This window comes from Undibacterium sp. WLHG33 (assembly GCF_049544815.1).
Taxonomy (GTDB): Bacteria; Pseudomonadota; Gammaproteobacteria; order Burkholderiales; family Burkholderiaceae_D; genus Undibacterium.
Genome location: NZ_CP186697.1, coordinates 132411 through 153805, shown reverse-complemented (window position 1 = coordinate 153805; position 21395 = coordinate 132411). Strand labels below are relative to the sequence as shown.

The following is a 21395-nucleotide window of genomic DNA, read 5'->3' as shown; positions in this document are numbered from 1 at the left end:
TCAACAAGAAAATAGCTGCTGAAGTAGGTGATAATGTCCCAAAAACACATACAGACTTATAGCAAATTAACAAAATAGCTCAATGATTGACGACATCAAAAAAACACTCTGGGCGACGGCTGACAAACTCCGCGCCAACATGGATGCTGCCGAATACAAACATCTGGTTTTAGGTCTGATCTTTGTTAAATACATTTCCGATACCTTTCAAAGCCGCCGTGAAGAACTGACGCGCCGCTTTGCTGATCCAAGCGACGACTACTTCCTGCATGATGCGGACGCCGAATTACTGGTTGAAGAACTGGAAGACCGCGACTATTACCGCGAGGTGAATGTGTTCTGGGTGCCAGAAGCGGCACGCTGGGAAAGCCTTCGTGCGAATGCGAAGCAATCCGACATCGGCAAACGCATTGATGATGCGTTATCCATCATCGAAGTTGAAAATCCCAAGCTCAAGGGCATACTGGATAAACGCTATGCCCGTGCTCAACTGCCAGATGGCAAACTGGGTGAGTTGGTCGATCTGGTATCGCAGATCGGTTTTGGCGTGGATGCCAGCACTGCCCGTGATGTGCTCGGGCAGGTCTACGAATATTTCCTTGGCATGTTTGCCAGTGCGGAAGGCAAACGTGGCGGTCAGTTCTACACACCAGCCAGTATCGTTAAAACGCTGGTCGCTGTGCTGGCTCCGCATCATGGCAAGGTGTATGACCCTTGCTGCGGTTCTGGAGGTATGTTCGTGCAGTCTGAGCGCTTCATCGAAGCCCACGGTGGCAAACTTGGTGATGTCAGTATTTACGGTCAGGAAGCCAACCCTACCACATGGCGGCTGGCGGCAATGAATCTGGCGATTCGCGGCATTGACTACAACCTTGGCCGTGAACCGGATGATACGTTTAGACGCAATCAACATCCTGACCTTCGTGCCGATTTCATTTTGGCTAATCCCCCATTCAACATCAGTGACTGGTGGCATGGCAGTTTAGAAGGTGATCCGCGCTGGGTATATGGCACACCACCTCAAGGTAATGCTAACTATGCGTGGTTGCAGCACATGCTGTACCACTTAAAACCAACTGGCCGTGCCGGTATTGTGCTGGCCAACGGCAGCATGAGTTCCAGCCAGAATAGCGAAGGCGAGATTCGTCGCGCCATGGTGGATGCAGATGTCGTTGAAGTCATGATCGCATTGCCCGGCCAGTTGTTCTTCAATACGCAAATTCCAGCTTGCTTATGGTTCCTTGCCAAGCAAAAGACAATACGCAAAGGCGAAGTACTGTTCATCGACGCTCGCAAGTTGGGTAGCATGATCAGCCGCGTTCAGTGTGAATTCACAGATGAGGTTATCGACCGTATTGCAAACACGGTTGCCGCATGGCGTGGCGAAAGTGCAGAAGTGTACGCGGACATTGCCGGGTATTGCCGCAGTGTGCCGCTTGCAGAAATCGCTGAGCATGGTCATGTTCTGACCCCGGGCCGATATGTTGGTGCTGAAGAAGTTCAAGACGACGACGAAGCCTTTGCCGACAAGATGCAAAAGCTCACTGAAAAGCTTGGCGAACAGATGGCTAAGGGGGCGGAACTGGATGCCTTGATTCGCCAGAAACTTGGAGGACTCGGTTATGAGTTCTGATCACTGTGAGAACACTCTTAATTCATTGTGTCTGCTAGTGGTGGATTGTCCGCACGCAACGCCAAAATGGACTGAAAGTGGGTATGTTGTTTTAAGGAATCAAAATATCAAAGGTGGAAGACTTGATTTGACTCAACCAAGCTTCACTGACGACGACCATTTCAAAGGACGCATTAAGCGAGCTGCACCGCAATGTGGCGACATTGTTATTACTCGTGAAGCACCAATGGGAGATGTCTGTCAGATCCCTGCGGGATTAGTTTGCTGCCTCGGTCAGCGGCAGGTTTTACTTCGCCCTAATCCATCAAAAATTGACGGGCGATATATGCTTTACGCATTGCAGTCACCATATATTCAAAATCAAATTGGCTGGAATGAAGGAACTGGATCAACTGTTAGTAACTTACGCATACCAGTTCTTGAAGCATTGAAAATTCCGACTCCGCCAATTGATGTTCAGCGTGAAATTGCAGGATCACTTGGTGCAATTGACGACCGTATTGCACTCCTCCGCGAGACCAACGCCACACTCGAAGCCATCGCCCAAGCCCTGTTCAAGTCATGGTTCGTCGATTTCGACCCAGTCCGTGCCAAGCAGCAAGGCCAAATGCCGGAAGGCATGGATGAGGCAACTTCTGCGTTATTTCCTGATAGTTTTGAAGAGTCGGAATTGGGGTTGGTACCATACGGATGGACGCCTACTTCCTTCGGTCAAACTATCACGGTAATCGGCGGAGGAACACCGAAAACAAGCAATGCCGATTATTGGAATGGTGATATACCTTGGTTCTCGGTTGTGGATTCGCCTGCAAATCACGATGTCTTTGTAGTTCGCACTGAAAAATACATTACTGATGCAGGCGTAAAAAATTCATCGACAAAAATCCTGCCAGTCGGTACAACTATTATTTCGGCTCGCGGCACCGTTGGAAAACTTGCACTAACCGGCGTGCCAATGGCGATGAATCAGTCATGCTACGGCTTGCGTGGAAAAGTTGAAGATTCATACTTTACCTACTACAGCACCTCCAGAATTGTCGAAGTTCTGAAACAGATGTCGCATGGCTCGGTATTTGACACGATTACACGCGATACACTGGACGGAATTTCCGTCGTCTATCCAACTGCATCTGCGATAAAGGCATTCGATGATTTAATTGCTCCAGTAATGGAGCGAATCAAAGCAAATCTGGAAGCGATTGGAAGCTTGAGCTTCATTCGCGACACCCTCCTTCCCCGCCTAATCTCCGGTCAGCTACGCATCCCCGAAGCTAAACAGGCTGTTGAAGAGGCCACAGCATGAGCATGACCGAAGAACAATTAGAAAACGAAGCCTTGGGATGGCTGCAAGAAGTTGGCTATCAGTATGTGAATGGCTATGCGATTGCACCCGATGGCGAAACGCCAGAGCGTAGCAACTACCTCCAGCCGCTACTTGTTGAGCGTTTGCGTGGTGCGATCAATCGTTTGAATCCGTCAATTCCGCTGGTCGCCCGTGAAGATGCACTCAAGCAGGTCATGGACTTAGGCATTCCTGTCTTGCTATCCGCGAACCGGCACTTTCACGGCCTTCTGGTCAATGGCGTGCCAGTGCAGTATCAGAAAGATGGCGAAACACGCGGCGATTTTGTGCGGCTGGTTGATTTTGTTGATGTCGCTGCCAACGAATGGCTGGCCATCAATCAATACACGCTCAAAGGCCCAAAGCATACACGCCGACCTGACATCATTTTGTTTGTGAACGGTCTGCCGTTGGTGCTGCTCGAACTAAAGAATCCCGCCGATGAAAACGCCGATATTTGGAAGGCGTTCGACCAGATACAGACCTACAAAGAGCAGATTCCCGATGTTTTCCAATACAACGAAGTACTGGTCATCTCCGACGGCAGCGAAGCACGCTTAGGCTCGCTGTCGAGTGACGCTGAACGCTTCATGCAGTGGCGAACCATCGATGGCGTCAACATCGACCCGCTCGGGCAGTTTAACGAGCTGGAAACCCTGATACGTGGCGTGCTCGCTCCGGCATACCTGCTGGACTACCTGCGGTTCTTCGTGCTGTTTGAAGATGATGGCGGACTGATCAAGAAAATCGCAGGCTATCACCAGTTTCATGCCGTGCGTGCCGCTATTGAACAAGTCGTGTCCGCATCACGACCTGGCGGGAGCCATAAAGGTGGTGTGGTCTGGCATACGCAAGGTAGCGGCAAGAGCATCACCATGACCTGCTTTGCGGCACGGGTGATGCGCGAATCTGCGATGGAAAATCCGACCATTGTAGTCATCACCGACCGCAATGATCTGGACGGACAGTTGTTCGGCGTGTTCTCGCTGGCGCAAGACCTGCTGCGAGAGCAACCCGTGCAAGCAGAAACCCGTGGTGATTTGCGCGCCAAGTTAGGCAATCGTCCATCTGGCGGCATCGTGTTTGCCACGATTCAGAAGTTCATGCCGGGTGAAGATGAAGACAGCTTTCCCGTGTTATCTGAACGTAGCAATATCGTAGTGATTGCCGATGAAGCACACCGCACCCAGTATGGCTTTGAAGCCAAGTTCAAGGGCGATGCCAAGGGCTATCAAGTTGGCTATGCCCAGCATCTTCGCGATGCACTGCCCAATGCAACTTTCGTTGCCTTCACCGGCACGCCTGTTTCTGGAGAAGACCGTGATACCCGCGCCGTGTTTGGCGACTACATCCATGTCTATGACATGCAGCAAGCCAAGGATGATGGTGCAACGGTCGCCATCTACTACGAATCACGCCTTGCCAAGCTGGGACTAAAAGAAGCCGAGCTTGACGAACTGGATGCAGAAGTCGATGAGCTTGCCGAAGATGAAGATGGCGACGAGCAATCCAAGCTGAAAAGCAAATGGGCTGCCCTGGAAAAAGTGGTTGGGGCAGAACCGCGTATCCGGCAAGTTGCTGCTGATCTGGTCATGCATTTTGAAGAACGATCCAAAGCACAGAGTGGCAAAGCGATGGTCGTGGCAATGAGCCGGGACATCTGCGTTCACTTGTATAACGAAATCATCAAACTACGCCCAGACTGGCACGACGAAGACCCGGCCAAGGGTGCCATCAAGATCGTGATGACCGGCTCCGCCAGCGACAAGCCCTTACTGCGGCCACACATCTACTCAAAACAGGTCAAGAAGGACCTGGAAAAGCGATTCAAGAATCCGGCTGATCCGCTGCGGCTGGTGATCGTGCGTGACATGTGGCTGACCGGCTTTGATGCTCCTTGTGTACATACGCTGTATGTCGATAAGCCCATGAAGGGGCATAACCTGATGCAGGCAATTGCACGGGTCAACCGGGTATTTAAAGACAAGCAAGGCGGTCTGGTCGTTGATTACATCGGCATTGCCAACGATCTGAAACAGGCATTGAAGGAATACACCGCCAGCAATGGCCGTGGACGCCCAACCGTGGATGCTCACGAAGCGTACGCGGTGCTTGAAGAAAAGCTGGAAGTGCTGCGAGCCATGCTACACGGCTTTGATTACAGCAATTTCCTCAAGGGTGGCCACAAGCTTCTCGCTGGTGCCGCCAACTATGTGCTGGCTGATAAGGACGGTAAGAAGCGTTGGGCTGATCATGCTCTTGCAATGAGCAAAGCTTTTTCACTCTGCTGCACCTTAGATGAAGCCAAGGCCGTGCGTGAAGAGGTCGCATTCTTTCAAGCTGTCAAAGTGTTACTGACCAAGCGAGAAATCAGCAGCAAGAAAAAAACGGACGAAGAACGCGAACTGGCAATCCGACAAATCATCGGACAGGCTGTGGTGTCTGACCAGGTTGTCGATATTTTTGATGCAGTCGGCTTGGAAAAGCCCAATATCGGTTTGCTTGATGATGAGTTTCTGGCAGAGGTGCGTAATCTACCAGAACGTAATCTGGCCGTTGAACTGTTGGAACGTTTGCTTGAAGGCGAAATTAAAAGCAAATTCGGCGGCAATGTCGTCCAGAACAAGAAATTTTCCGACTTACTGGCTGATGTCATCAAACGCTATCAGAACCGGTCAATCGAAACTGCACAGGTCATCGAAGAACTGATTGAGATGGCGAAAAAGTTCAAGGAAGCTGCCAATCGTAATGAGTCGCTGGGGCTGACTGACGATGAAATACGCTTCTATGATGCCCTCGCAAACAATGAATCTGCGGTTCGTGAACTCAGTGACGAAACGCTGAAACTGATTGCGCACGAATTGACAGAAAATCTTCGCCAGAATGTCAGCGTCGATTGGTCGCAGCGTGAAAGCGTCCGCGCAAAATTGCGGCTGATGGTGAAGCGGATACTGCGGAAATACAAGTATCCGCCAGATCAACAAGAAGAAGCAGTCCAGACTGTACTGCAGCAGGCGGAAAGTCTCAGTGCTGAATGGTGCTGACGTTAGGTGAATTAACTTTAGCTATATAAAAAAAGCTTACTTGGAGGTTTGGATGGTTTCAAGATCTAATTCTGCAACGTTCTCAAGGATGGTTCACCCAGCCAGCTATCAGTTGCATAGTATTTTGATGCTACTTTATAGACATCAAAACTCATACTTTTATAAAATTTAAATAAAAAAATAATTTCAACTAGGTATGTAGTCAATTGAAAAGCCTTTGCGGCTGGAGATATGCCATCACAAAAACAAACCAGACTTGCAATCGCTATCAACATGTAGAGTGGCATCATCATGAAGTAACCTGAGATACTGTCAAAACGACTTAGGGAAATTTTTTGTCGACGAATATGAATAACCCCAGACCAAGTCAGAAATGCGGCGTCAATTTTATTGATGTTACTACGTCGTATATATTCAAAGAACCAAGTCCTACCCGCCGAATCTGTCAAGCGTCCAAACTCTGATGCAAATTTAAATTTTGCTAAACGGTCGTTCATGTTTGAATGCCAAGCCAGTTCTGATCTTCTTTGCCTTTTTGATATGTAATTTAGATAGAGAAAAATGGCACCATAAACATACAATGCCAAACACCTAATCCAAGTGTAAACCTCCCCCAATCAGTGCCAGGTATTACTAGAGTTTTGAGGTTGGTGAAACAATCGATATTCAACAGGTGTCATCCCGTTGAGTGAAACATGTGGGCATTGCTCGTTGTAATCGTTCATCCACAATTCTGTTCGTTCTTTGACCTCCTGCAAGTTCTTAAATACATACATATCTAACACCCCTTGGCGGTAGCTGCGGTTGAAGCGCTCGATGAAGCCATTTTGCATCGGTCTGCCTGGTTCGATAAACTCCAAATGAACATTGTGCTTTTGCGCCCAGTCAGCCAACGTCGCTGAAATAAATTCAGGCCTATTGTCCATTCTGATCTGCGCCAGGCAACGATACGCTCCAGCACCCGCACTACACGGGACGCAGGTAAATTCAGATCCACTTCAATCGCCAATACCTCCCGATTAAAATCATCGACGACATTGAAGGTGCGAAAGCGCCTGCCACACCATAACGCATCACTCATAAAATCAATCGACCAGCTCTTGTTGATTTCTCCCGGTACTGCCAATGGCTGCGGGTCTCTGCTCGGAAGTCGCTTTTTACCGAGTCGTCGCCGGTTCATCTTTAGTCCGCAATAAACGCGATAGACCCGCTTATGATTCCAGGTATGGCCGCGTCGTCTTATTAACTGAAAGTATTTGCCAAATACCCGTTCCGGAAATCGTTCTGCCAATTCTTGCAAAACTGCAATGATCTCATCGTCCGGTGTCAGCTTCTGCTGATAGCTCATGCTTGAGCGTGACGCTGGCTAAGCCCAACCTCTTGTAGTTGTTTGACGAAATCGCGTTTCTGGTCCGGGGTCAGCGCTTTAAACCGATCACCTCTTTGAACGCATGGTTCTCTAACGACAAATCAGCGACCATCATTTTGAGCTTGCGGTTTTCGTCTTCGAGGTCTTTGAGGCGTTTGATATCGGCCGCTTCCATGCCGCCATACTTCGATTTCCATTGATAGTAGGTGGCGTCGGAAATGCTGTGTTCCCGGCAAACGTCTTTGACCAGCCTGCCTGCTTCGACGGCTTTCAATATTCCGATGATTTGTGTTTCTGTAAATCTGCTCTTACGCATTGCTGTTCTCCTTTGGCATATCAGTTTGCCTCAAGAACTCTACTTATGCATGGCTCGATTTTACGGGAGGGTTACAAATCTAGTAGAAGAGCTTACAAAGTCGATGGTCGAAGAAAAACTTAACGAAGCGTGGGATAGGCTGACCACTACAATAATTGAAGGTCAGGAAAAAGGAGTCACATATTGGCTCCTTTTCTACTTTTTCGATTTTGTGTCAAACTTTTTTATTTAGTGTTAAACATTTTTATTTTGTGTCGAACTTTTTTATTCATCGACACAAGTCAAAAACCGCTGATTCATTTTTATTCGACTGTGACACTTTTTGCTAAATTTCTAGGCTTATCTACGTCGGTGCCGCGGGCAAGCGCCGTGTGGTAGGCGAGTAATTGCAGTGGTACAACGTGCAGAATGGCGGATAGCTGGCCGTAATGTTCAGGCAGGCGAATCACATGCACGCCTTCGCTGGAGGTGATGTGCGAATCGGCATCAGCGAATACAAACAGTTCGCCGCCACGGGCACGGACTTCCTGCAGATTAGATTTGAGTTTTTCAATCAGTGCATCGTTCGGTGCGACTGTTACCACCGGCATTTCTTTAGTCACCAGCGCCAGCGGACCGTGTTTCAGTTCACCGGCAGGATACGCTTCTGCATGAATATAAGAAATTTCCTTGAGCTTGAGTGCGCCTTCAAGCGCGATCGGATAATGCAAACCGCGACCGAGGAAAAGTGCGTTTTCTTTTCTGGCGAATTCTTCTGACCAGGCGATGATTTGCGGTTCCAGCGCGAGCACCGCACTGATCGCCAGTGGCAAGTGGCGCAGGGCTTTGATATGTTCAGCTTCTTCGGCATCACTGAGGCGACCTTTGCTTTGTGCGAGTGTCAGCGTCAGTAAGAAAAGCGCGACCAGTTGCGTAGTAAATGCTTTGGTCGATGCGACGCCGACTTCGATACCGGCGCGGGTGATGTACGATAAGACGCACTCTCTGACCATCGCACTGGTAGAGACGTTGCAGATCGTCAGCGTGTGCTGCATCCCCAACGAACGGGCATGTTTTAACGCAGCCAGCGTGTCGGCAGTCTCACCGCTTTGCGAGATGGTAACGACCAGAGAATTCGGATTCGGCACGCTGTCGCGGTAACGGTATTCACTCGCGATTTCCACATTGACGGGGATTTTTGCAATCGACTCCAGCCAGTATTTCGCGGTGAGCCCCGCGTAATAACTGGTGCCGCAGGCGAGTATCAGTACCGAATCAATCTGTTTGAAAACACCGTAGGCTTTATCGCCGAATAATTCCGGCATGATGCTGGTGACGCCCTCTAGTGTGTCACCGATGGCGCGTGGCTGTTCAAAAATTTCTTTTTGCATGTAATGACGATACGGGCCGAGTTCAGCTGCACCGCTGTGGGCGTGAACGGTGCGTACTTCGCGTTCCACTGCTTTACCATGCACATCAACAATCCAGCAGCGCTGCAATTGCAGATCAACGACATCGCCTTCTTCGAGATAAATGATCTGGTCGGTAGTACCTGCCAGCGCCATCGCATCAGATGCGAGAAAATTCTCACCTTTGCCGATACCAACGATTAACGGCGACCCCTGACGTGCGCCGATCACACGATGCGGCTCGTCCCGGCAAAATACAGCAATCGCATAAGCGCCCGTCAGGCGTTTCACCGCTTGCTGCACTGTTTCAAATAAATCGCCCTGATATAAATGATCAACTAAATGAGCAATGACTTCGGTATCGGTCTGACTTTCAAAAACGTAGCCGAGCGCTTTTAATTCGGTACGCAATTCTTCGTGATTTTCGATAATGCCGTTATGCACGAGTGCGATCCGGTCGCGCGAAAAATGCGGATGTGCATTAGCCGAAGACGGAACGCCGTGGGTCGCCCAGCGCGTATGTGCGATACCGGTAAAGCCGGATAAGCCACTCTGCTCGACTTGTGCCTGCAATTCGGCAACACGGGAGGTGCTGCGCGAACGCTGCAACTGACCATCGACATGCAAGGCGATACCGCAGGAGTCATAACCACGGTATTCAAGGCGCTTGAGTCCTTCAAGCAGGATGGGCGTAATGTTACGCTGAGCAACTGCACCGACAATACCGCACATAATGACCTCGTCAATAAGAAAAGAGAATGTGGTTATGCTAATGTAGTTTGAATGATTATTTATTTCAAAATTTCGTGTAATATGAAATTTATATAAAAATTAATTTCATCTTGATTTTTTATTTCAAAAATAAATAAAAATTAATAATTTATTTCATTCATGACGATATTAGATGAACTCGATAAGCGCATCTTGCAGCAAATGCAGCAAGATGCGTCACTGACCAATCACGAACTGGCTCAGCGCGTACATGCGTCGGCGCCGACTTGCATGCGGCGGGTGAAACGTCTGATGGAGGAAGGTGTGATTGCGCGTCAGGTGGTGATTCTGTCACCTGAAAAAGTCGGCGCCGGGTTAACTGCAATTGTAGAAATCACGCTGGATCAGCAGGCGACGGAGAGACTGACGGAATTTGAACAGCGTATCGCCGTCGAGCCCGCAGTCCAACAGTGTTACCGGGTGTCTCCCGGACCGGATTTCGTGCTGATTATTCAGGTCGCGGATATGACTGCATATCATGCGCTCGCACACCGCCTGTTTGCGACTCAGAGCAATATCAGGAACGTCAGAAGTTTCTTTTCAATTCTGCGCAGTAAATTTGAAACCGGTATTGCGGTCTAGCCGCTTGTCTGCTCTGATCAGCGCGTCGTATCCCGCGGACGGATACTGTCTTTCAGGAATTCTTTTTTGTAGTAACGCTGAAAGCCTTTCCAGATCAGGCCGTCATTCGCCGCACGTTCAAAAATATCCTGCAAGACCTGCAAATCGGCAGCATTCAATGATTTCTTAGAAAAATAAACGCCACTCTCACCCCAGGTTAATTCTTGCAGCGGCTGATATTGCAATTTATCTTCAAGATCAGTAACGCGCTCATCAATCTGCACTGAGCCGGCAAAAATTGATGGTGCCATCAGGGTGTAATCAGCTGCACCTGATTTCAATAAACGGGCGACTGATACAGGATCTGCTTCAAGGCGTAGCCGGTTCCGCTTTTGTAACTCTTTGAGAAACGCCTGATACTTTTCGCCATAATCAAAACCGCGTACCACGGCTATTTTTGTGTCTTTCTGCTCAAGCAAGTCTTTGAAATTTCTGACCGGAGTCGTTTTTTCCTGGACGGAAATCAGCATCGCCCTGTTAGAAATCAGCGGGACAAAAAAACCCAGCCGGTCTCGTCGGGGTGTGCGGGTTGCTGGAATAAGAATATCTGCCTGACCGTTTTCAAACATCATTTCCAGTCGTGCGCGCGGCACGATGCTCAGCTCGAAACTGCATTTTTCTTTGGCGGATAAATCGCTCAGTATTTCAGGGTACACACCGGAAATAATCTCGCCGCTCACGATGACACTTAAGCCTGTCATCGCCAGTGGAACTTTCATGGAACGAGAACAGTTACCGTGAGCTGAAACAGCGCCGGCAAACATCGTCATTAAACAAAAGCACACTGTTTTGCGCAAAATTCGCATAGAGAGACCTGAGGAAAATCGGGACGGACAATCAATATAAAGCTATTTCCTGTAGTGGGTAAAACTATAGTGCTGGATTTTACAAAAGATAACAAGGAAAACAAAACAAGCGGAACAGGGTATCCATTGATACATGAACAAGTCCTTCACCGCATCGTCTGGCACTGCGGTCTGGCTTTAATCTTTTTCACACAAGGCCGCAAGTTTTTCCAGAGATAGTATTCTGACCGAGCGATAACCGAGCCGCAGTAATCCTGCTTGTTCGAAAAATTTCAACTCCTTGGAAAGGCTCTGGCGGCTCATCCCCAGCATCATCGCCAGCGACTCCTGCGATACAGGAATATCCAATTTTTCTGAACCAGCCTGCTCTTTCTCACTATCAACCAACAATACAAGGCGTCTGGCGACGCGCGCTCTCGCCGAACGCAAATGTGCGTCTTCAACGATCCCGTATAACAAACGAATACGCTTCGCCAGCATCTGCGCGACCGCCAGCGCAAAGTCTGCGCTTTGCATCAGATGATCAAAACATGCGGGAGTCATCATCAGCACTTCAGCACGCCCGATCGCCGTTGCATCGTGCGTTCTGGGTTCACCATCAATCAGGGAAATTTCACCGAACCAGGTACCAGGCTCGAGTATGGTCAGGATCGCCTCGCGCCCTTCTTCACTCAAGGTCGACATTTTCAGTTTGCCGCTCAGCAAAGCATAAAACCCGGCTGGCGGATCGCCCTGCCGGAATAACATTTCACCTGGTTGCAGATATTGTCTTTCACTGCAATCCAGCATTTCCTTACGTGTCGCTGCGGGCAATGCCGCAAACCAGTCATCGCCGGCGAGCGAGTTGAGTACAGAAGATGGCGACATAAGCGGGGGTCGTGTTTGGTGATGACAAAATCGATACAGTCAATTGTAAAATATTTGACAGTTTGCTGCCGGGTGCGCCTGTATGGTGAGAGTACAAAAATTAAACAGGAGACAAAAATGCCTCATCGCGCCCATTTCCTGCGTATGGAAGACAGTACGCAACAAGACTGGCAACTGATCGGTGCTGAATTCATGCAATTCGCGCAAAAATTACCTGATCGCGTCATCAAGCATCTGCAGTTGCTCGAAGGGGATTACGGCGGCTTCCCGATTGATCGTTACGCGCACTCGTTACAAACCGCCACCCGCGCCATGCGCGATGGTCGTGACGAGGAGTATATCTGCTGCGCTTTGCTGCACGACATCGGCGACACGCTGGGTAGTTTTAATCATCCGGATATCGCAGCGGCAATTCTGAAACCGTTTGTCAGCGAAGAAAATCTGTGGATGGTGCAACATCACGGTATTTTTCAGGGACATTATTTCTTTCACCATCTGGGTATGGACAGAGATATGCGCGAACAATTCCGCGCTCATCCGCACTTTGAACGCACTGCTGAATTCTGCGCGCTGTATGACAATCCTTCGTTTGACCCGCACGCAGAAACTTTTCCACTGATCGAGTTTGAGCCCATGCTGAAGCGCTTATTATCTCAGCCAAAAAATACGATTTATAAAGCCGCCGTTACAAAAAAATAGAGAAACTCAAAACAACCATATCAATAACAATCCACAGGAGACACCATGCAAATTCCTTCCCTCAAAGATAAAGTCAGCCCTGAAGAATGGCAGTTACGGGTGGATCTGGCGGCCTGTTACCGCCTCGTCGCCGCTTACGGCTGGAGCGATCTGGTGTTTACGCACATCAGCGCGCGCATTCCGGGGCCGGAGCATCATTTTCTGATCAATCCGTATGGCCTGATGTTCGATGAAATCACTGCGTCCTCGCTGGTGAAAGTCGATCAGCAATGCAACAAGGTGATTGATTCACCCTTCCCTGTGAATCCTGCCGGTTTTGTGATTCACAGCGCAGTGCATGCCGCGCGCGAGGATGTGCAATGCGTGCTGCATACCCACACCAAAGCAGGTGTTGCGGTCAGTGCCCAGCGTTGCGGCATTTTGCCGCTGTCGCAGCAATCAACATTCGTCCTCGCTTCGCTCGCGTATCATGATTACGAAGGCGTGGCTTTCCGCGATGATGAAAAGCCGCGTCTGCAAGCGGACATGGGGAACGCGAATTTCCTGGTACTGCGCAATCACGGCCTGCTCACTGTTGGTAAAAGTATTGCCGACGCATTTTTGTCGATGTACACGTTTGAAGCCACTTGCCAGATACAACTGGCGGCGCAGGCCGGTGGCGAACTGATTCATGTCAACCCGCAGATCGTGCAAGGTGTTGCGGAATCAATGCGGGTGCAGACCAGCGGCCTCGGCGGCGCATTCGTCTGGCCATCACTGATACGCAAGCTCAACCGCATGGATGAAAGTTATCAGTCATGAGCAGACAAAATAAAGTCATCATCATTACCGGTGCGTCTGACGGCATCGGCGCAGAAATCGCCCGGCAACTGGCAAAATCTGGCGGTCGTCAGACTTCACTGGTAATGGCTGCACGTAATGAAGAAGCATTGAAAAAAGTCGCCGCAGAATGCCAGACCTATGGCAGCGTCTGCCTGGTCGTGAAAACCGATGTCGGTATCGAAAGCGAGTGCCGCCAACTGATCACGAAGGCAGCGGAAAAGTTCGGCAGGATAGATGTGCTCATTAACAATGCCGGTAAATCTGCGCAAGCCTTATTCAGCGAAGTCGCTGATCTTGGCTGGTATCAGGAATTAATGCGGATTAATTTCTGGGGCAGCGTCTGGTGTACCCATGCAGCACTACCTTACCTGAAGCAATCACGCGGGCATATCGTTGCGGTTTCATCGCTGGCCGGACTCATAGGCGTGCCGGGTCGTACCGCGTACAGCGCCAGTAAATTTGCGATGAATGGTTTCTTCGAAAGTTTGCGCAGCGAAGTCAAAGAAGCGGGCATCAAAATTACGCTCGCCTATCCCGGTGTAGTGGCCACCCGCATCCGCTATCACGGCTATAACGCGGCCGGAAATGCAGCAGGCAGCAGCGGTCTGAAAGAAGACGATGCGATGTCAATTGAAGAATGCGCACACCTGATCATTCAGGGCATGGAACATGGCAAACGTGAAGTCGTCATGACAGGTAAAGGGAAACTCGGCCGTTGGCTGAAACTGATCGCTCCTAGTCTGGTAGAAAAGCTGGCCATGGCGGCACTGAAAAAAGAAGTACGTCCGCCGCAATGAAATAGCTTTCAACCGTCTCGCGACAGCATAGAAAATGCCGGACAATATTCCGGCATTTTTTATTCTGAAACTAATTTCTGCATCTGTTTTCTACATCGATTAGCCAGCACAGATTACATAGAAAACTGCCACTGAAAAAAGAAAAAACTCAGCAGACCAACGACGATCGTCAGTAATTGTCTGCGGCTCAGCACACAAACAATAACGGCAATCAGCGACGCCAGTAGTTGCGGATTCCGACTATGCAGCTCCAGACCGTTGCCATGCGGTGCCAGTATCATCGGCGTGATAATTGCTGTCAGCACGGTTACCGGTACAAAGCTCAGTGCCAGATTCAGCCATGGTGGAAAAACCAGTCTGTCACCAAGAATAAAAAACAGGGCTTTAATCAGCACCGTCACCAGCGCCATGCCACCTATCATCAGCACGTAATTCATACTGCCGCCTTCGCTCTGGCAGCGATGCGCGTCAATGCCATGCCGACAGCGACACCGATCATGACCGCGCTCAGCAAACCCAGCTTATACGGCAAACCCTGCAACAGATAAGCACAACTACCGGCGGCAAGTGCGGCAGAAAATTGCGGAAACCGGTTCAGCTGCGGCACGATAATCGCAATGAAGGTTGCCACCATCGCATAGTCCAGACCCAGCGTCTGCAAAGCAGGAAACAAAGTGCCGAACAGTAAACCAACCAATGTCCACAGCTGCCAGTTTGTATACATCGCGAGGCCGGAACCGAGAAAATACCAGTGCGAATAGCGGCGTTCTTCGCTGCTCAATGCTTGCTGATGGTAACCAGCAACGACGGCGAATGTTTCGTCCGTCAGCAAAAAGCCCAGACACCAGCGCCAGCGGGCAGATAAATGAGCAACATGCGGCAGCAACGTCGCGGCATACAGCATGTGGCGCAGATTGACGATCAATGTCGTCAACCAGATCACCAACATACCGGTGTGACTAGCCACCAGGCCGGTTGCAATGAACTGACTGGAACCGGCAAACACGGACATCGACATCAGTTGCCCATGCCACGGCAGCATAGGGCTGGTGGAAATCAGCGCGCCAAAGATCATGCCAAACGGCGCGGCGCCGATCAGCATCGGTATCGTGTCACGCGCACCGCGCATCAGGCTGCGGCGCTTCTGGTCGCGTATATCGGGTAAATCAAGCTGCATATCAGACATCGTCATGCTTACTCCTTTGCGACGAAGTATACATGGTGAGTGCAACTTTCCTGCTTGGAATACGGTGAAATAAGGTCAAATGCACTCGACATCAATGTCATCAATATCAGCAACGCAGGCACAAATCCAAAGGAATAAAAAAGCCAGCCTGTTATCTGGCTGGCTTCAGGCTGGCTGCTTATTCGACTCTTGCTCGAATCTTGCGGCTCAGGCGCGGCCTATTTCTTTTGCTTGACTGGCCGCTGCCAGTTTTCTATCGTGATCTGTTTTGCTCTTGAGACGGTCAGCTTTCCTTCCGGCGCATCTTTCGTCAGCGTGGTACCGGCGCCCAGCGTTGCACCTTTGCCTACGCGCACCGGTGCCACTAATTGCGTATCGCTGCCGATGAAGGCATCGTCTTCAATCACTGTGCGGAATTTATTCGCACCATCGTAATTGCAGGTGATCGTACCGGCACCGATATTCACGCGGCTGCCAACGGTCGCATCGCCAACATACGCCAGGTGATTGGCTTTGCTGTGCGCAGCGATCTGACTATTTTTAATTTCCACGAAATTCCCCACATGCACGTCTTCCGCCAGCTCAGTTCCGGGACGCAGACGCGCATACGGGCCGATCTGAGATTGCGCTCCGACTTTTGCTTCTTCGATATGGCAAAACGCCTTAATCGTTGCGCCAGCGCCGATATGCGCATCTTTGATCACGCAATTCGCAGCAATCGTCACGCCGTCTTCCAACGTGACATTACCCTCAAACACACAACCGACATCAATGCTGACGTCGCGCCCGCAGACCAGCTTGCCACGTACATCGATACGTGCCGGATCAAGCAGGGTTACACCTTGTTCCAGCAACTGCCGTGCGATATTCGCCTGATGTACACGCTCAAGTTCCGCCAGTTGCACTTTGCTGTTCACGCCCAGCGTTTCCCAGATCGCATCAGGCTGCGCCGATACTACCGGCACACCGTCTTCCACTGCACGCGCAACGATGTCGGTCAGATAGTATTCGCCCTGCGCATTGTTATTCGACAGAGTCGCGAGCCATTCTTTCAACTTGACGGTTGGAACAATCATGATGCCGGTATTAATTTCAGTGATCTGGCGTTCTGCTTCGGTCGCATCTTTTTGTTCAACGATGCGGCGGATCTCACCGTTTTCACGGACGATACGCCCGAGACCAGTAGGATCGCTCATTTCTGCGGTCAGTATCGCCAGCTTATCGTTACCGGCAACGCTGATCAGACGTTGCAGGGTGGCCGCCGTCGTCAGCGGTACATCACCATACAGCACCAGCGTCGGCTGACTATCATCGAGCACAGGAATTGCCTGCGCCACCGCATGACCGGTGCCGAGTTGCGGCTCTTGTCTGGCAAAACGTAAATCGTCGGCAGCGACTGCTGTCAATACCTGATCACCACCGTGGCCGTATATAACGCAGATAGACGCCGCGTTCAGACTGCGCGCCGTATCAATCACATGCTTCAGCAGGGGCTTTCCGGCAACAGAGTGCAATACTTTAGGCAAGGACGATTGCATGCGTTTGCCCATACCGGCAGCGAGAATAACGACGTTCATAAGTAAGCGTGTTTGAAAAAAAGGTGAATGAAGAGTTCGCGCCAGGGACGCATTAAAGCGGCGAAATTTTAACATGCGTATGATCCTGCATTCGTTGAAAACGGGCGACACCGGCAAACAGACAGGCCGAGAATTCATCCGCAACAGACCGCGCGCAGCGCTATGATGTCGGTTATCGATGCTCATTACTCTGCACTTATGTCTGCTGACTATCTTTCCGCCGAACAGTATTTCGTGTCAGCCAATCAGGCGATGGCGGCCAGTGAGCTAACACTGGCAGAGCAGTTGTTTCAGCAAGCGTTGCAAGCCGATCCTGCTTGTGCCGAAGCGATGGCGAATCTCGCTTATCTGAAAACGCAGCTCCGACAATACGATCTCGCTGACCAATACTACCGACAGGCGCTCAGTTTATTGCCGGAGAATGTACAAATCCACCTGAACTATGGCGCTTTGCTGATGTTGCAGTATCGCCTTGATGAAGCCGAAACACATTACCGGCAAGCCTTACAAATTGCACCGGCATCAGCGGCAGCCTGGTCAAATCTCGGCGCGCTGCTGGCCAGCACACAGCGCGAAGCAGAGGCCGAAGAATGTTATCGCAATGCATTGCTATGCGATCCTGCCTATCAGAAAGCCAGTTTCAATCTGAGTTATATCCTACTGAAACAAGGGCGTTATGAAGAAGGCTGGCAAAGGCTGGAAGCGCGTGCGCAGGATGCGGTGCTGAATGCCTATTTTCATTTTCCGCGCTGGCAGGGAGAGGCGCTCAGTGGTAAGCGCATACTGATTGTCTATGAAGGCGGCTTTGGCGACATGATGCAATTCTGCCGCTATGCCAGTCTGCTCAAAGCAGCCGGTGCTGCCAGTGTCAGTCTGGTTTGCCACCCTCCGCTAACGCGCCTGATGCGCAGCCTGCACGATATCGATGAAATTTATTCGTATGAAGATGACGTGCCTCACAGCGGCTGGGATTATTGGGTGCTGCCCATGAGTCTGCCGTTTTTGTGTCAGACCCGTTTGCATAATATTCCCGCCAGTCTGCCGTATCTTTATGCCGATCCTACATGCTCAGTGTCATTACCCGGGCTTGCGACTGATGGTCGTTTGCGTGTGGGTCTGGTGTGGCAGGGAAATCATTTATTCGATAACGATGCGGCTCGCTCCATCGTCACGCCAGACATATTGCATCCACTGTCCGCGGTCGGCCATGTGCAATTTATCAGCCTGCAGAAAGGCGCAAGGGATGAGCAACTCCTCGCGTTGCAAGCGCAACTGCCTGTCGTTGATGCAGCACCTTTACTGCATGATTTTGCTGATACGGCATCACTGATACAGCAGCTTGATCTGGTCATCAGCGTCGATACGGCAGTGGCTCATCTGACTGCCGCAATGGCGAAACCCTGCTGGGTGCTGCTGCCTTATTATCAGCCGGACTGGCGCTGGCTCAGTCAGCGCATTGACAGCCCTTGGTATCCGGGCGTGATGCGTTTATTTCGCCAGCCAGCGATGCATGACTGGGAATCGGTGATTGCGGAAGTAGTTACCGCGCTCAGGCACTTACAAAAACAAAACCCGGCGTGATGTGATCTGCGCCGGGTTGTTTTGCGTCTGAAAAAAATCAGACTTTTTTCAGATAACAGGCTTTTAGCATATAGCTGCCGCTGTCTGTTTTGCAATCGACTTCATGGTCGCCGCCAACGATGCGTATGCTCTTGATTTTGGTTCCCATTTTCAGTGTTGTGGAAGACCCCTTCACTTTCAGATCCTTGATCACGACGACGGCGTCGCCATCAGACAAGACATTACCGTTTGAATCTTTGACGATACGTTCATCATTATCATCGGCGCTGGCTGCGGCGACCATAGGCCATTCGTGACCGCAATCGGCGCACACATAGTTTTCGCCGTCAGGGTAGGTATTTTCCATGCCACATTGCGGGCAGGCGGGTAAGCTGGACATAATTTCTTTCAACAATTGCGGATAAGTACCGCGTATTATATCCGATCAACCCGTAAAATCGGCGTTATTGAGGTACAACAATCTCTCGCACCGACGGATAAGCAAAGTCCACATCATGAAAACCATCGGTGCGGAAGGTCGTTTCCCAACCGCCCCAGTTCACCAGTTTGCTGTACTGACCCGTGCGTTTTCCTTCCACATCAATGTATTCGCTGAATAAGCGCCAGTTGTTTTTGGGCAAGCCGGTGCTGAGATCGAAAGGGTCGGTATCGAGATACAAACGGTGTATCACGCGCTGAGTATCGTGCGGATCATTCCAGCTAATCAGCTTCATGCCTATCCAGACATTCTCCTGCAAGGCAGCGGTAAATTCAGGTTTGAGCGTCACGTAATCGTAGCGCGGATGCCGCAGCTCCTTACCGAAACGCGTCACGCTGCCGTGTCCCTCTGGTGATAATGTCAGCATGACACAGGAAGCTGCATCCGGATTTTTATCGCTATGTGCGCCGCCCCTGATTTTCAGCGAAATCTGCGCGCGTGCCGGATCAAGTATCTGATGCACCCGCATAAAAATTGTCATTTCCTGATTTTTCAGCTCCGCCGGATGACTCAGAAAACCGCGCTGGTTTTTCCAGTTAAATTTTTGCTGACCACCGCTGGCGTAAATGTGCAAACGGCTACTCCAGCCATCTCCGCCACTCGCGTAACTCAGCGGGTGCGACGGCAGATTCCAGAATTCAAGCGCACCATCCTTGCCTGCGGTTGCTTTGGTTTTCTTTTCAATCACGAAACCGCGTGTACTGTTAGGATTCCGTTTACCCAGCCGGAATTGCGCGCCCGGTGCCGACGGATACAACATCAGCACATGGTCTTCATCAAATAATTCAGCAATCGACGGAACCTGCGCACCATCCGTTTTTTTATCTTCAGCCTGCACTGCCAGCGGCAAAGCGCAGGCTGCTGCCAGTAATAAAGACAAATAACGACGACGTTGCTGTTGTGATCGACGTTGCGGTTGATGCAGCAGAGACATGTCTTTTCCTTGTGTCGGTAATGCCCTTACGGCGGCAGAATAAACGGCAGCTGAAACGAAGGCGAACGTTGTAGCGGAACCTATTTAACAGCGCCGGTCTGCGCCTGATGGCGCTGTACCGTGTCGATAATCACGAGTTCGGTTTTCCTGACTTCTTCAATCGCATCTTCGAGTGAAATACCGGCACCACGGCGCAGCGCCGATGCGGCCGACATCGTGTTTCCTGCCAGCAGATATTCAATCACATCCTGCAGCACCGCGTCCGGCACTTCCCGGTCGAACAGATGAACAACTTTCTCTTTGAAAAAGGCAAACCGGGGTGGCGTCAGCGCATAACGTTTCGATGCTATCGTGCCTGCCAGTATCGTTGTACCAGATCCGGTACCCTGTACTGCCGCCGTCTCTGCCGCTGTGCTTTCAACAGCCGCCGCAGGCGTTGTGACGGCTGGCACTGACGCAGGTGTTGTCACAGGTGATGCTGGTTCCGGCAACGCAAAAATCCTTAATAAATCATTCTTCAGTCTGGCGACCAGATCGTCTGCCGACGCGTAAAAACGCACGGACTGGGTCTGGCTCAGATGTGATTTCAATTCACTCAGATGCAGTGCCGGTGCGCCCGTATCGACATGTTTAGGCAAGACCAGATGTTCATCCTCATCCATGATATAAATCAGTACCGGCAGACCGGCAGCCAGCGCCGCTTCGTATTCCAGCTGCACCAGCGACTTGCCACTGGCCATATCCACATTGCCATACACCATGCCGAACACGCCCACATATGCAGACGCCTGACGCACCAGACGCAGTCGTTCCGCCAGTCCGGTTTCCGGTTCTGCCTGTACGACACTGAACTCGGGCAGACCTGGTTGCACCTGTGACAGTGCCTCCGCTATTTTATGTCTGTGCAACGCCAGATCGAAGGGCGTCGAGCTGATATACAGAGATGCGCGCATACAATTTCTCACCAAAAATTAGCCATCACGAAGGCAGATCCGGGCTGATAAAAGTGGCGGCAACAGCCGGCAACAATCAGCGGTATCTGCGCCTGATACTAGCATGAAGGCTCAATTGAAAAAAGAACGCCGGCTTGAAATCCGCCTGCAACAACGTCGGTGCAAGCAACAGCCGGACAGACAGCCGCTCTGATAGCCGGAGCGGGACAAC

18 protein-coding genes and 1 pseudogene are annotated in these 21395 nt (G+C 50.7%); 8 read left to right on the top strand and 11 right to left on the bottom strand.

Annotated features, from left to right (window positions below):
* Positions 1-82: 82 nt before the first annotated feature.
* Genes ACOTSW_RS00695 through ACOTSW_RS00685 form a run of 3 tightly spaced genes read left to right on the top strand, consistent with a single transcriptional unit; the run spans position 83 to position 6019 of the window.
* The gene (locus ACOTSW_RS00695; RefSeq protein WP_423680454.1) at positions 83-1633 is read left to right on the top strand and encodes a type I restriction-modification system subunit M; all 1551 of its coding nucleotides are present in this window, start codon (positions 83-85) and stop codon (positions 1631-1633) included.
* Positions 1623-2936, top strand: a complete 1314-nt coding sequence (locus ACOTSW_RS00690; protein ID WP_423680453.1) for a restriction endonuclease subunit S — start codon at positions 1623-1625, stop codon at positions 2934-2936. The genes ACOTSW_RS00695 and ACOTSW_RS00690 overlap by 11 nt, the downstream gene beginning before the upstream one ends.
* A 2-nt stretch (positions 2937-2938) precedes the next feature.
* The gene (locus ACOTSW_RS00685) at positions 2939-6019 is read left to right on the top strand and encodes a type I restriction endonuclease subunit R (RefSeq protein WP_423682372.1); all 3081 of its coding nucleotides are present in this window, start codon (positions 2939-2941) and stop codon (positions 6017-6019) included.
* Between the two features lie 65 nt (positions 6020-6084).
* Here ACOTSW_RS00685 and ACOTSW_RS00680 read toward each other — a convergent pair whose 3' ends face one another.
* The 3 genes and pseudogenes from ACOTSW_RS00680 to glmS form a co-directional block, all read right to left on the bottom strand.
* Complete coding sequence (locus ACOTSW_RS00680) at positions 6085-6516, bottom strand: hypothetical protein (protein WP_423680452.1); 432 nt, start codon at positions 6514-6516, stop codon at positions 6085-6087.
* A gap of 120 nt (positions 6517-6636) precedes the next feature.
* Positions 6637-7704: pseudogene (locus ACOTSW_RS00675) on the bottom strand (IS3 family transposase).
* 302 nt (positions 7705-8006) lie between these two features.
* A complete protein-coding gene (glmS, locus tag ACOTSW_RS00670; RefSeq protein WP_423680450.1) occupies positions 8007-9824 on the bottom strand; it encodes a glutamine--fructose-6-phosphate transaminase (isomerizing) in 1818 nt (605 codons plus the stop codon).
* Between the two features lie 159 nt (positions 9825-9983).
* On the opposite strand from glmS, the gene ACOTSW_RS00665 reads away from it, so the two are divergent.
* Positions 9984-10445 (top strand): Lrp/AsnC family transcriptional regulator, encoded by a 462-nt coding sequence (locus ACOTSW_RS00665; RefSeq protein WP_423680449.1) that lies wholly within the window; start codon positions 9984-9986, stop codon positions 10443-10445.
* Positions 10446-10462: 17 nt separating this feature from the next.
* Here ACOTSW_RS00665 and ACOTSW_RS00660 read toward each other — a convergent pair whose 3' ends face one another.
* Complete coding sequence (locus ACOTSW_RS00660) at positions 10463-11203, bottom strand: substrate-binding periplasmic protein (protein WP_423680448.1); 741 nt, start codon at positions 11201-11203, stop codon at positions 10463-10465.
* A 264-nt stretch (positions 11204-11467) separates the two neighbouring features.
* Positions 11468-12157 carry a Crp/Fnr family transcriptional regulator gene (locus tag ACOTSW_RS00655; RefSeq protein ID WP_423680447.1) on the bottom strand — a complete coding sequence of 230 codons (690 nt, stop codon included), beginning with the start codon at positions 12155-12157 and terminating at the stop codon, positions 11468-11470.
* Between the two features lie 117 nt (positions 12158-12274).
* Between ACOTSW_RS00655 and ACOTSW_RS00650 the strand changes: the two genes are divergently transcribed.
* Genes ACOTSW_RS00650 through ACOTSW_RS00640 form a run of 3 tightly spaced genes read left to right on the top strand, consistent with a single transcriptional unit; the run spans position 12275 to position 14475 of the window.
* On the top strand, positions 12275-12856 hold the full coding sequence (locus tag ACOTSW_RS00650) for an HD domain-containing protein (RefSeq protein ID WP_423680445.1): 582 nt from the start codon (positions 12275-12277) through the stop codon (positions 12854-12856).
* Positions 12857-12901: 45 nt separating this feature from the next.
* Positions 12902-13657 (top strand): class II aldolase/adducin family protein, encoded by a 756-nt coding sequence (locus ACOTSW_RS00645; RefSeq protein ID WP_423680444.1) that lies wholly within the window; start codon positions 12902-12904, stop codon positions 13655-13657.
* Complete coding sequence (locus ACOTSW_RS00640) at positions 13654-14475, top strand: SDR family oxidoreductase (RefSeq protein ID WP_423680443.1); 822 nt, start codon at positions 13654-13656, stop codon at positions 14473-14475. Before ACOTSW_RS00645 ends, ACOTSW_RS00640 begins: the two co-directional genes overlap by 4 nt.
* A 113-nt stretch (positions 14476-14588) precedes the next feature.
* Here the strand turns inward: ACOTSW_RS00640 and ACOTSW_RS00635 are convergent, their stop codons facing one another.
* The 3 genes from ACOTSW_RS00635 to glmU form a co-directional block, all read right to left on the bottom strand.
* Complete coding sequence (locus tag ACOTSW_RS00635) at positions 14589-14912, bottom strand: AzlD domain-containing protein (protein WP_423680441.1); 324 nt, start codon at positions 14910-14912, stop codon at positions 14589-14591.
* Entirely contained in the window at positions 14909-15652 is a 744-nt protein-coding gene (locus ACOTSW_RS00630; RefSeq protein WP_423682371.1) for an AzlC family ABC transporter permease, read from the bottom strand. The genes ACOTSW_RS00635 and ACOTSW_RS00630 overlap by 4 nt, the downstream gene beginning before the upstream one ends.
* A gap of 227 nt (positions 15653-15879) precedes the next feature.
* Positions 15880-17238, bottom strand: a complete 1359-nt coding sequence (glmU, locus tag ACOTSW_RS00625; RefSeq protein WP_423680440.1) for a bifunctional UDP-N-acetylglucosamine diphosphorylase/glucosamine-1-phosphate N-acetyltransferase GlmU — start codon at positions 17236-17238, stop codon at positions 15880-15882.
* A gap of 198 nt (positions 17239-17436) precedes the next feature.
* Here glmU and ACOTSW_RS00620 point away from each other — a divergent pair, with 198 nt between their 5' ends.
* Positions 17437-18819 (top strand): tetratricopeptide repeat protein, encoded by a 1383-nt coding sequence (locus tag ACOTSW_RS00620; RefSeq protein WP_423680439.1) that lies wholly within the window; start codon positions 17437-17439, stop codon positions 18817-18819.
* Positions 18820-18856: 37 nt separating this feature from the next.
* Here ACOTSW_RS00620 and ACOTSW_RS00615 read toward each other — a convergent pair whose 3' ends face one another.
* From ACOTSW_RS00615 to ACOTSW_RS00605, 3 genes are all read right to left on the bottom strand, one after another.
* A complete protein-coding gene (locus tag ACOTSW_RS00615; RefSeq protein ID WP_186883899.1) occupies positions 18857-19198 on the bottom strand; it encodes a zinc ribbon domain-containing protein YjdM in 342 nt (113 codons plus the stop codon).
* Between the two features lie 64 nt (positions 19199-19262).
* Positions 19263-20231 carry a hypothetical protein gene (locus tag ACOTSW_RS00610; RefSeq protein WP_423680438.1) on the bottom strand — a complete coding sequence of 323 codons (969 nt, stop codon included), beginning with the start codon at positions 20229-20231 and terminating at the stop codon, positions 19263-19265.
* Positions 20232-20311: 80 nt separating this feature from the next.
* Positions 20312-21184: a DUF4062 domain-containing protein gene (locus tag ACOTSW_RS00605; protein ID WP_423680437.1), complete on the bottom strand. Its 873-nt coding sequence runs from the start codon at positions 21182-21184 to the stop codon at positions 20312-20314.
* Positions 21185-21395: the final 211 nt, after the last annotated feature.

Excerpts from the sequence above, each read along its gene's own strand:
- ACOTSW_RS00620 (WP_423680439.1), top strand. The coding sequence starts at position 17,437 with ATGTCTGCTGACTATCTTTCCGCCGAACAGTATTTCGTGTCAGCCAAT.
- ACOTSW_RS00610 (WP_423680438.1), bottom strand. The coding sequence starts at position 20,231 with ATGTCTCTGCTGCATCAACCGCAACGTCGATCACAACAGCAACGTCGT.
- ACOTSW_RS00685 (WP_423682372.1), top strand. The coding sequence starts at position 2,939 with ATGACCGAAGAACAATTAGAAAACGAAGCCTTGGGATGGCTGCAAGAA.
- glmU (WP_423680440.1), bottom strand. The coding sequence starts at position 17,238 with ATGAACGTCGTTATTCTCGCTGCCGGTATGGGCAAACGCATGCAATCG.
- ACOTSW_RS00655 (WP_423680447.1), bottom strand. The coding sequence starts at position 12,157 with ATGTCGCCATCTTCTGTACTCAACTCGCTCGCCGGCGATGACTGGTTT.
- ACOTSW_RS00695 (WP_423680454.1), top strand. The coding sequence starts at position 83 with ATGATTGACGACATCAAAAAAACACTCTGGGCGACGGCTGACAAACTC.
- ACOTSW_RS00630 (WP_423682371.1), bottom strand. The coding sequence starts at position 15,652 with ATGCAGCTTGATTTACCCGATATACGCGACCAGAAGCGCCGCAGCCTG.
- ACOTSW_RS00665 (WP_423680449.1), top strand. The coding sequence starts at position 9,984 with ATGACGATATTAGATGAACTCGATAAGCGCATCTTGCAGCAAATGCAG.
- ACOTSW_RS00650 (WP_423680445.1), top strand. The coding sequence starts at position 12,275 with ATGCCTCATCGCGCCCATTTCCTGCGTATGGAAGACAGTACGCAACAA.
- ACOTSW_RS00615 (WP_186883899.1), bottom strand. The coding sequence starts at position 19,198 with ATGTCCAGCTTACCCGCCTGCCCGCAATGTGGCATGGAAAATACCTAC.
- ACOTSW_RS00660 (WP_423680448.1), bottom strand. The coding sequence starts at position 11,203 with ATGAAAGTTCCACTGGCGATGACAGGCTTAAGTGTCATCGTGAGCGGC.
- ACOTSW_RS00680 (WP_423680452.1), bottom strand. The coding sequence starts at position 6,516 with ATGAACGACCGTTTAGCAAAATTTAAATTTGCATCAGAGTTTGGACGC.
- ACOTSW_RS00635 (WP_423680441.1), bottom strand. The coding sequence starts at position 14,912 with ATGAATTACGTGCTGATGATAGGTGGCATGGCGCTGGTGACGGTGCTG.
- ACOTSW_RS00640 (WP_423680443.1), top strand. The coding sequence starts at position 13,654 with ATGAGCAGACAAAATAAAGTCATCATCATTACCGGTGCGTCTGACGGC.
- ACOTSW_RS00645 (WP_423680444.1), top strand. The coding sequence starts at position 12,902 with ATGCAAATTCCTTCCCTCAAAGATAAAGTCAGCCCTGAAGAATGGCAG.
- glmS (WP_423680450.1), bottom strand. The coding sequence starts at position 9,824 with ATGTGCGGTATTGTCGGTGCAGTTGCTCAGCGTAACATTACGCCCATC.
- ACOTSW_RS00605 (WP_423680437.1), bottom strand. The coding sequence starts at position 21,184 with ATGCGCGCATCTCTGTATATCAGCTCGACGCCCTTCGATCTGGCGTTG.
- ACOTSW_RS00690 (WP_423680453.1), top strand. The coding sequence starts at position 1,623 with ATGAGTTCTGATCACTGTGAGAACACTCTTAATTCATTGTGTCTGCTA.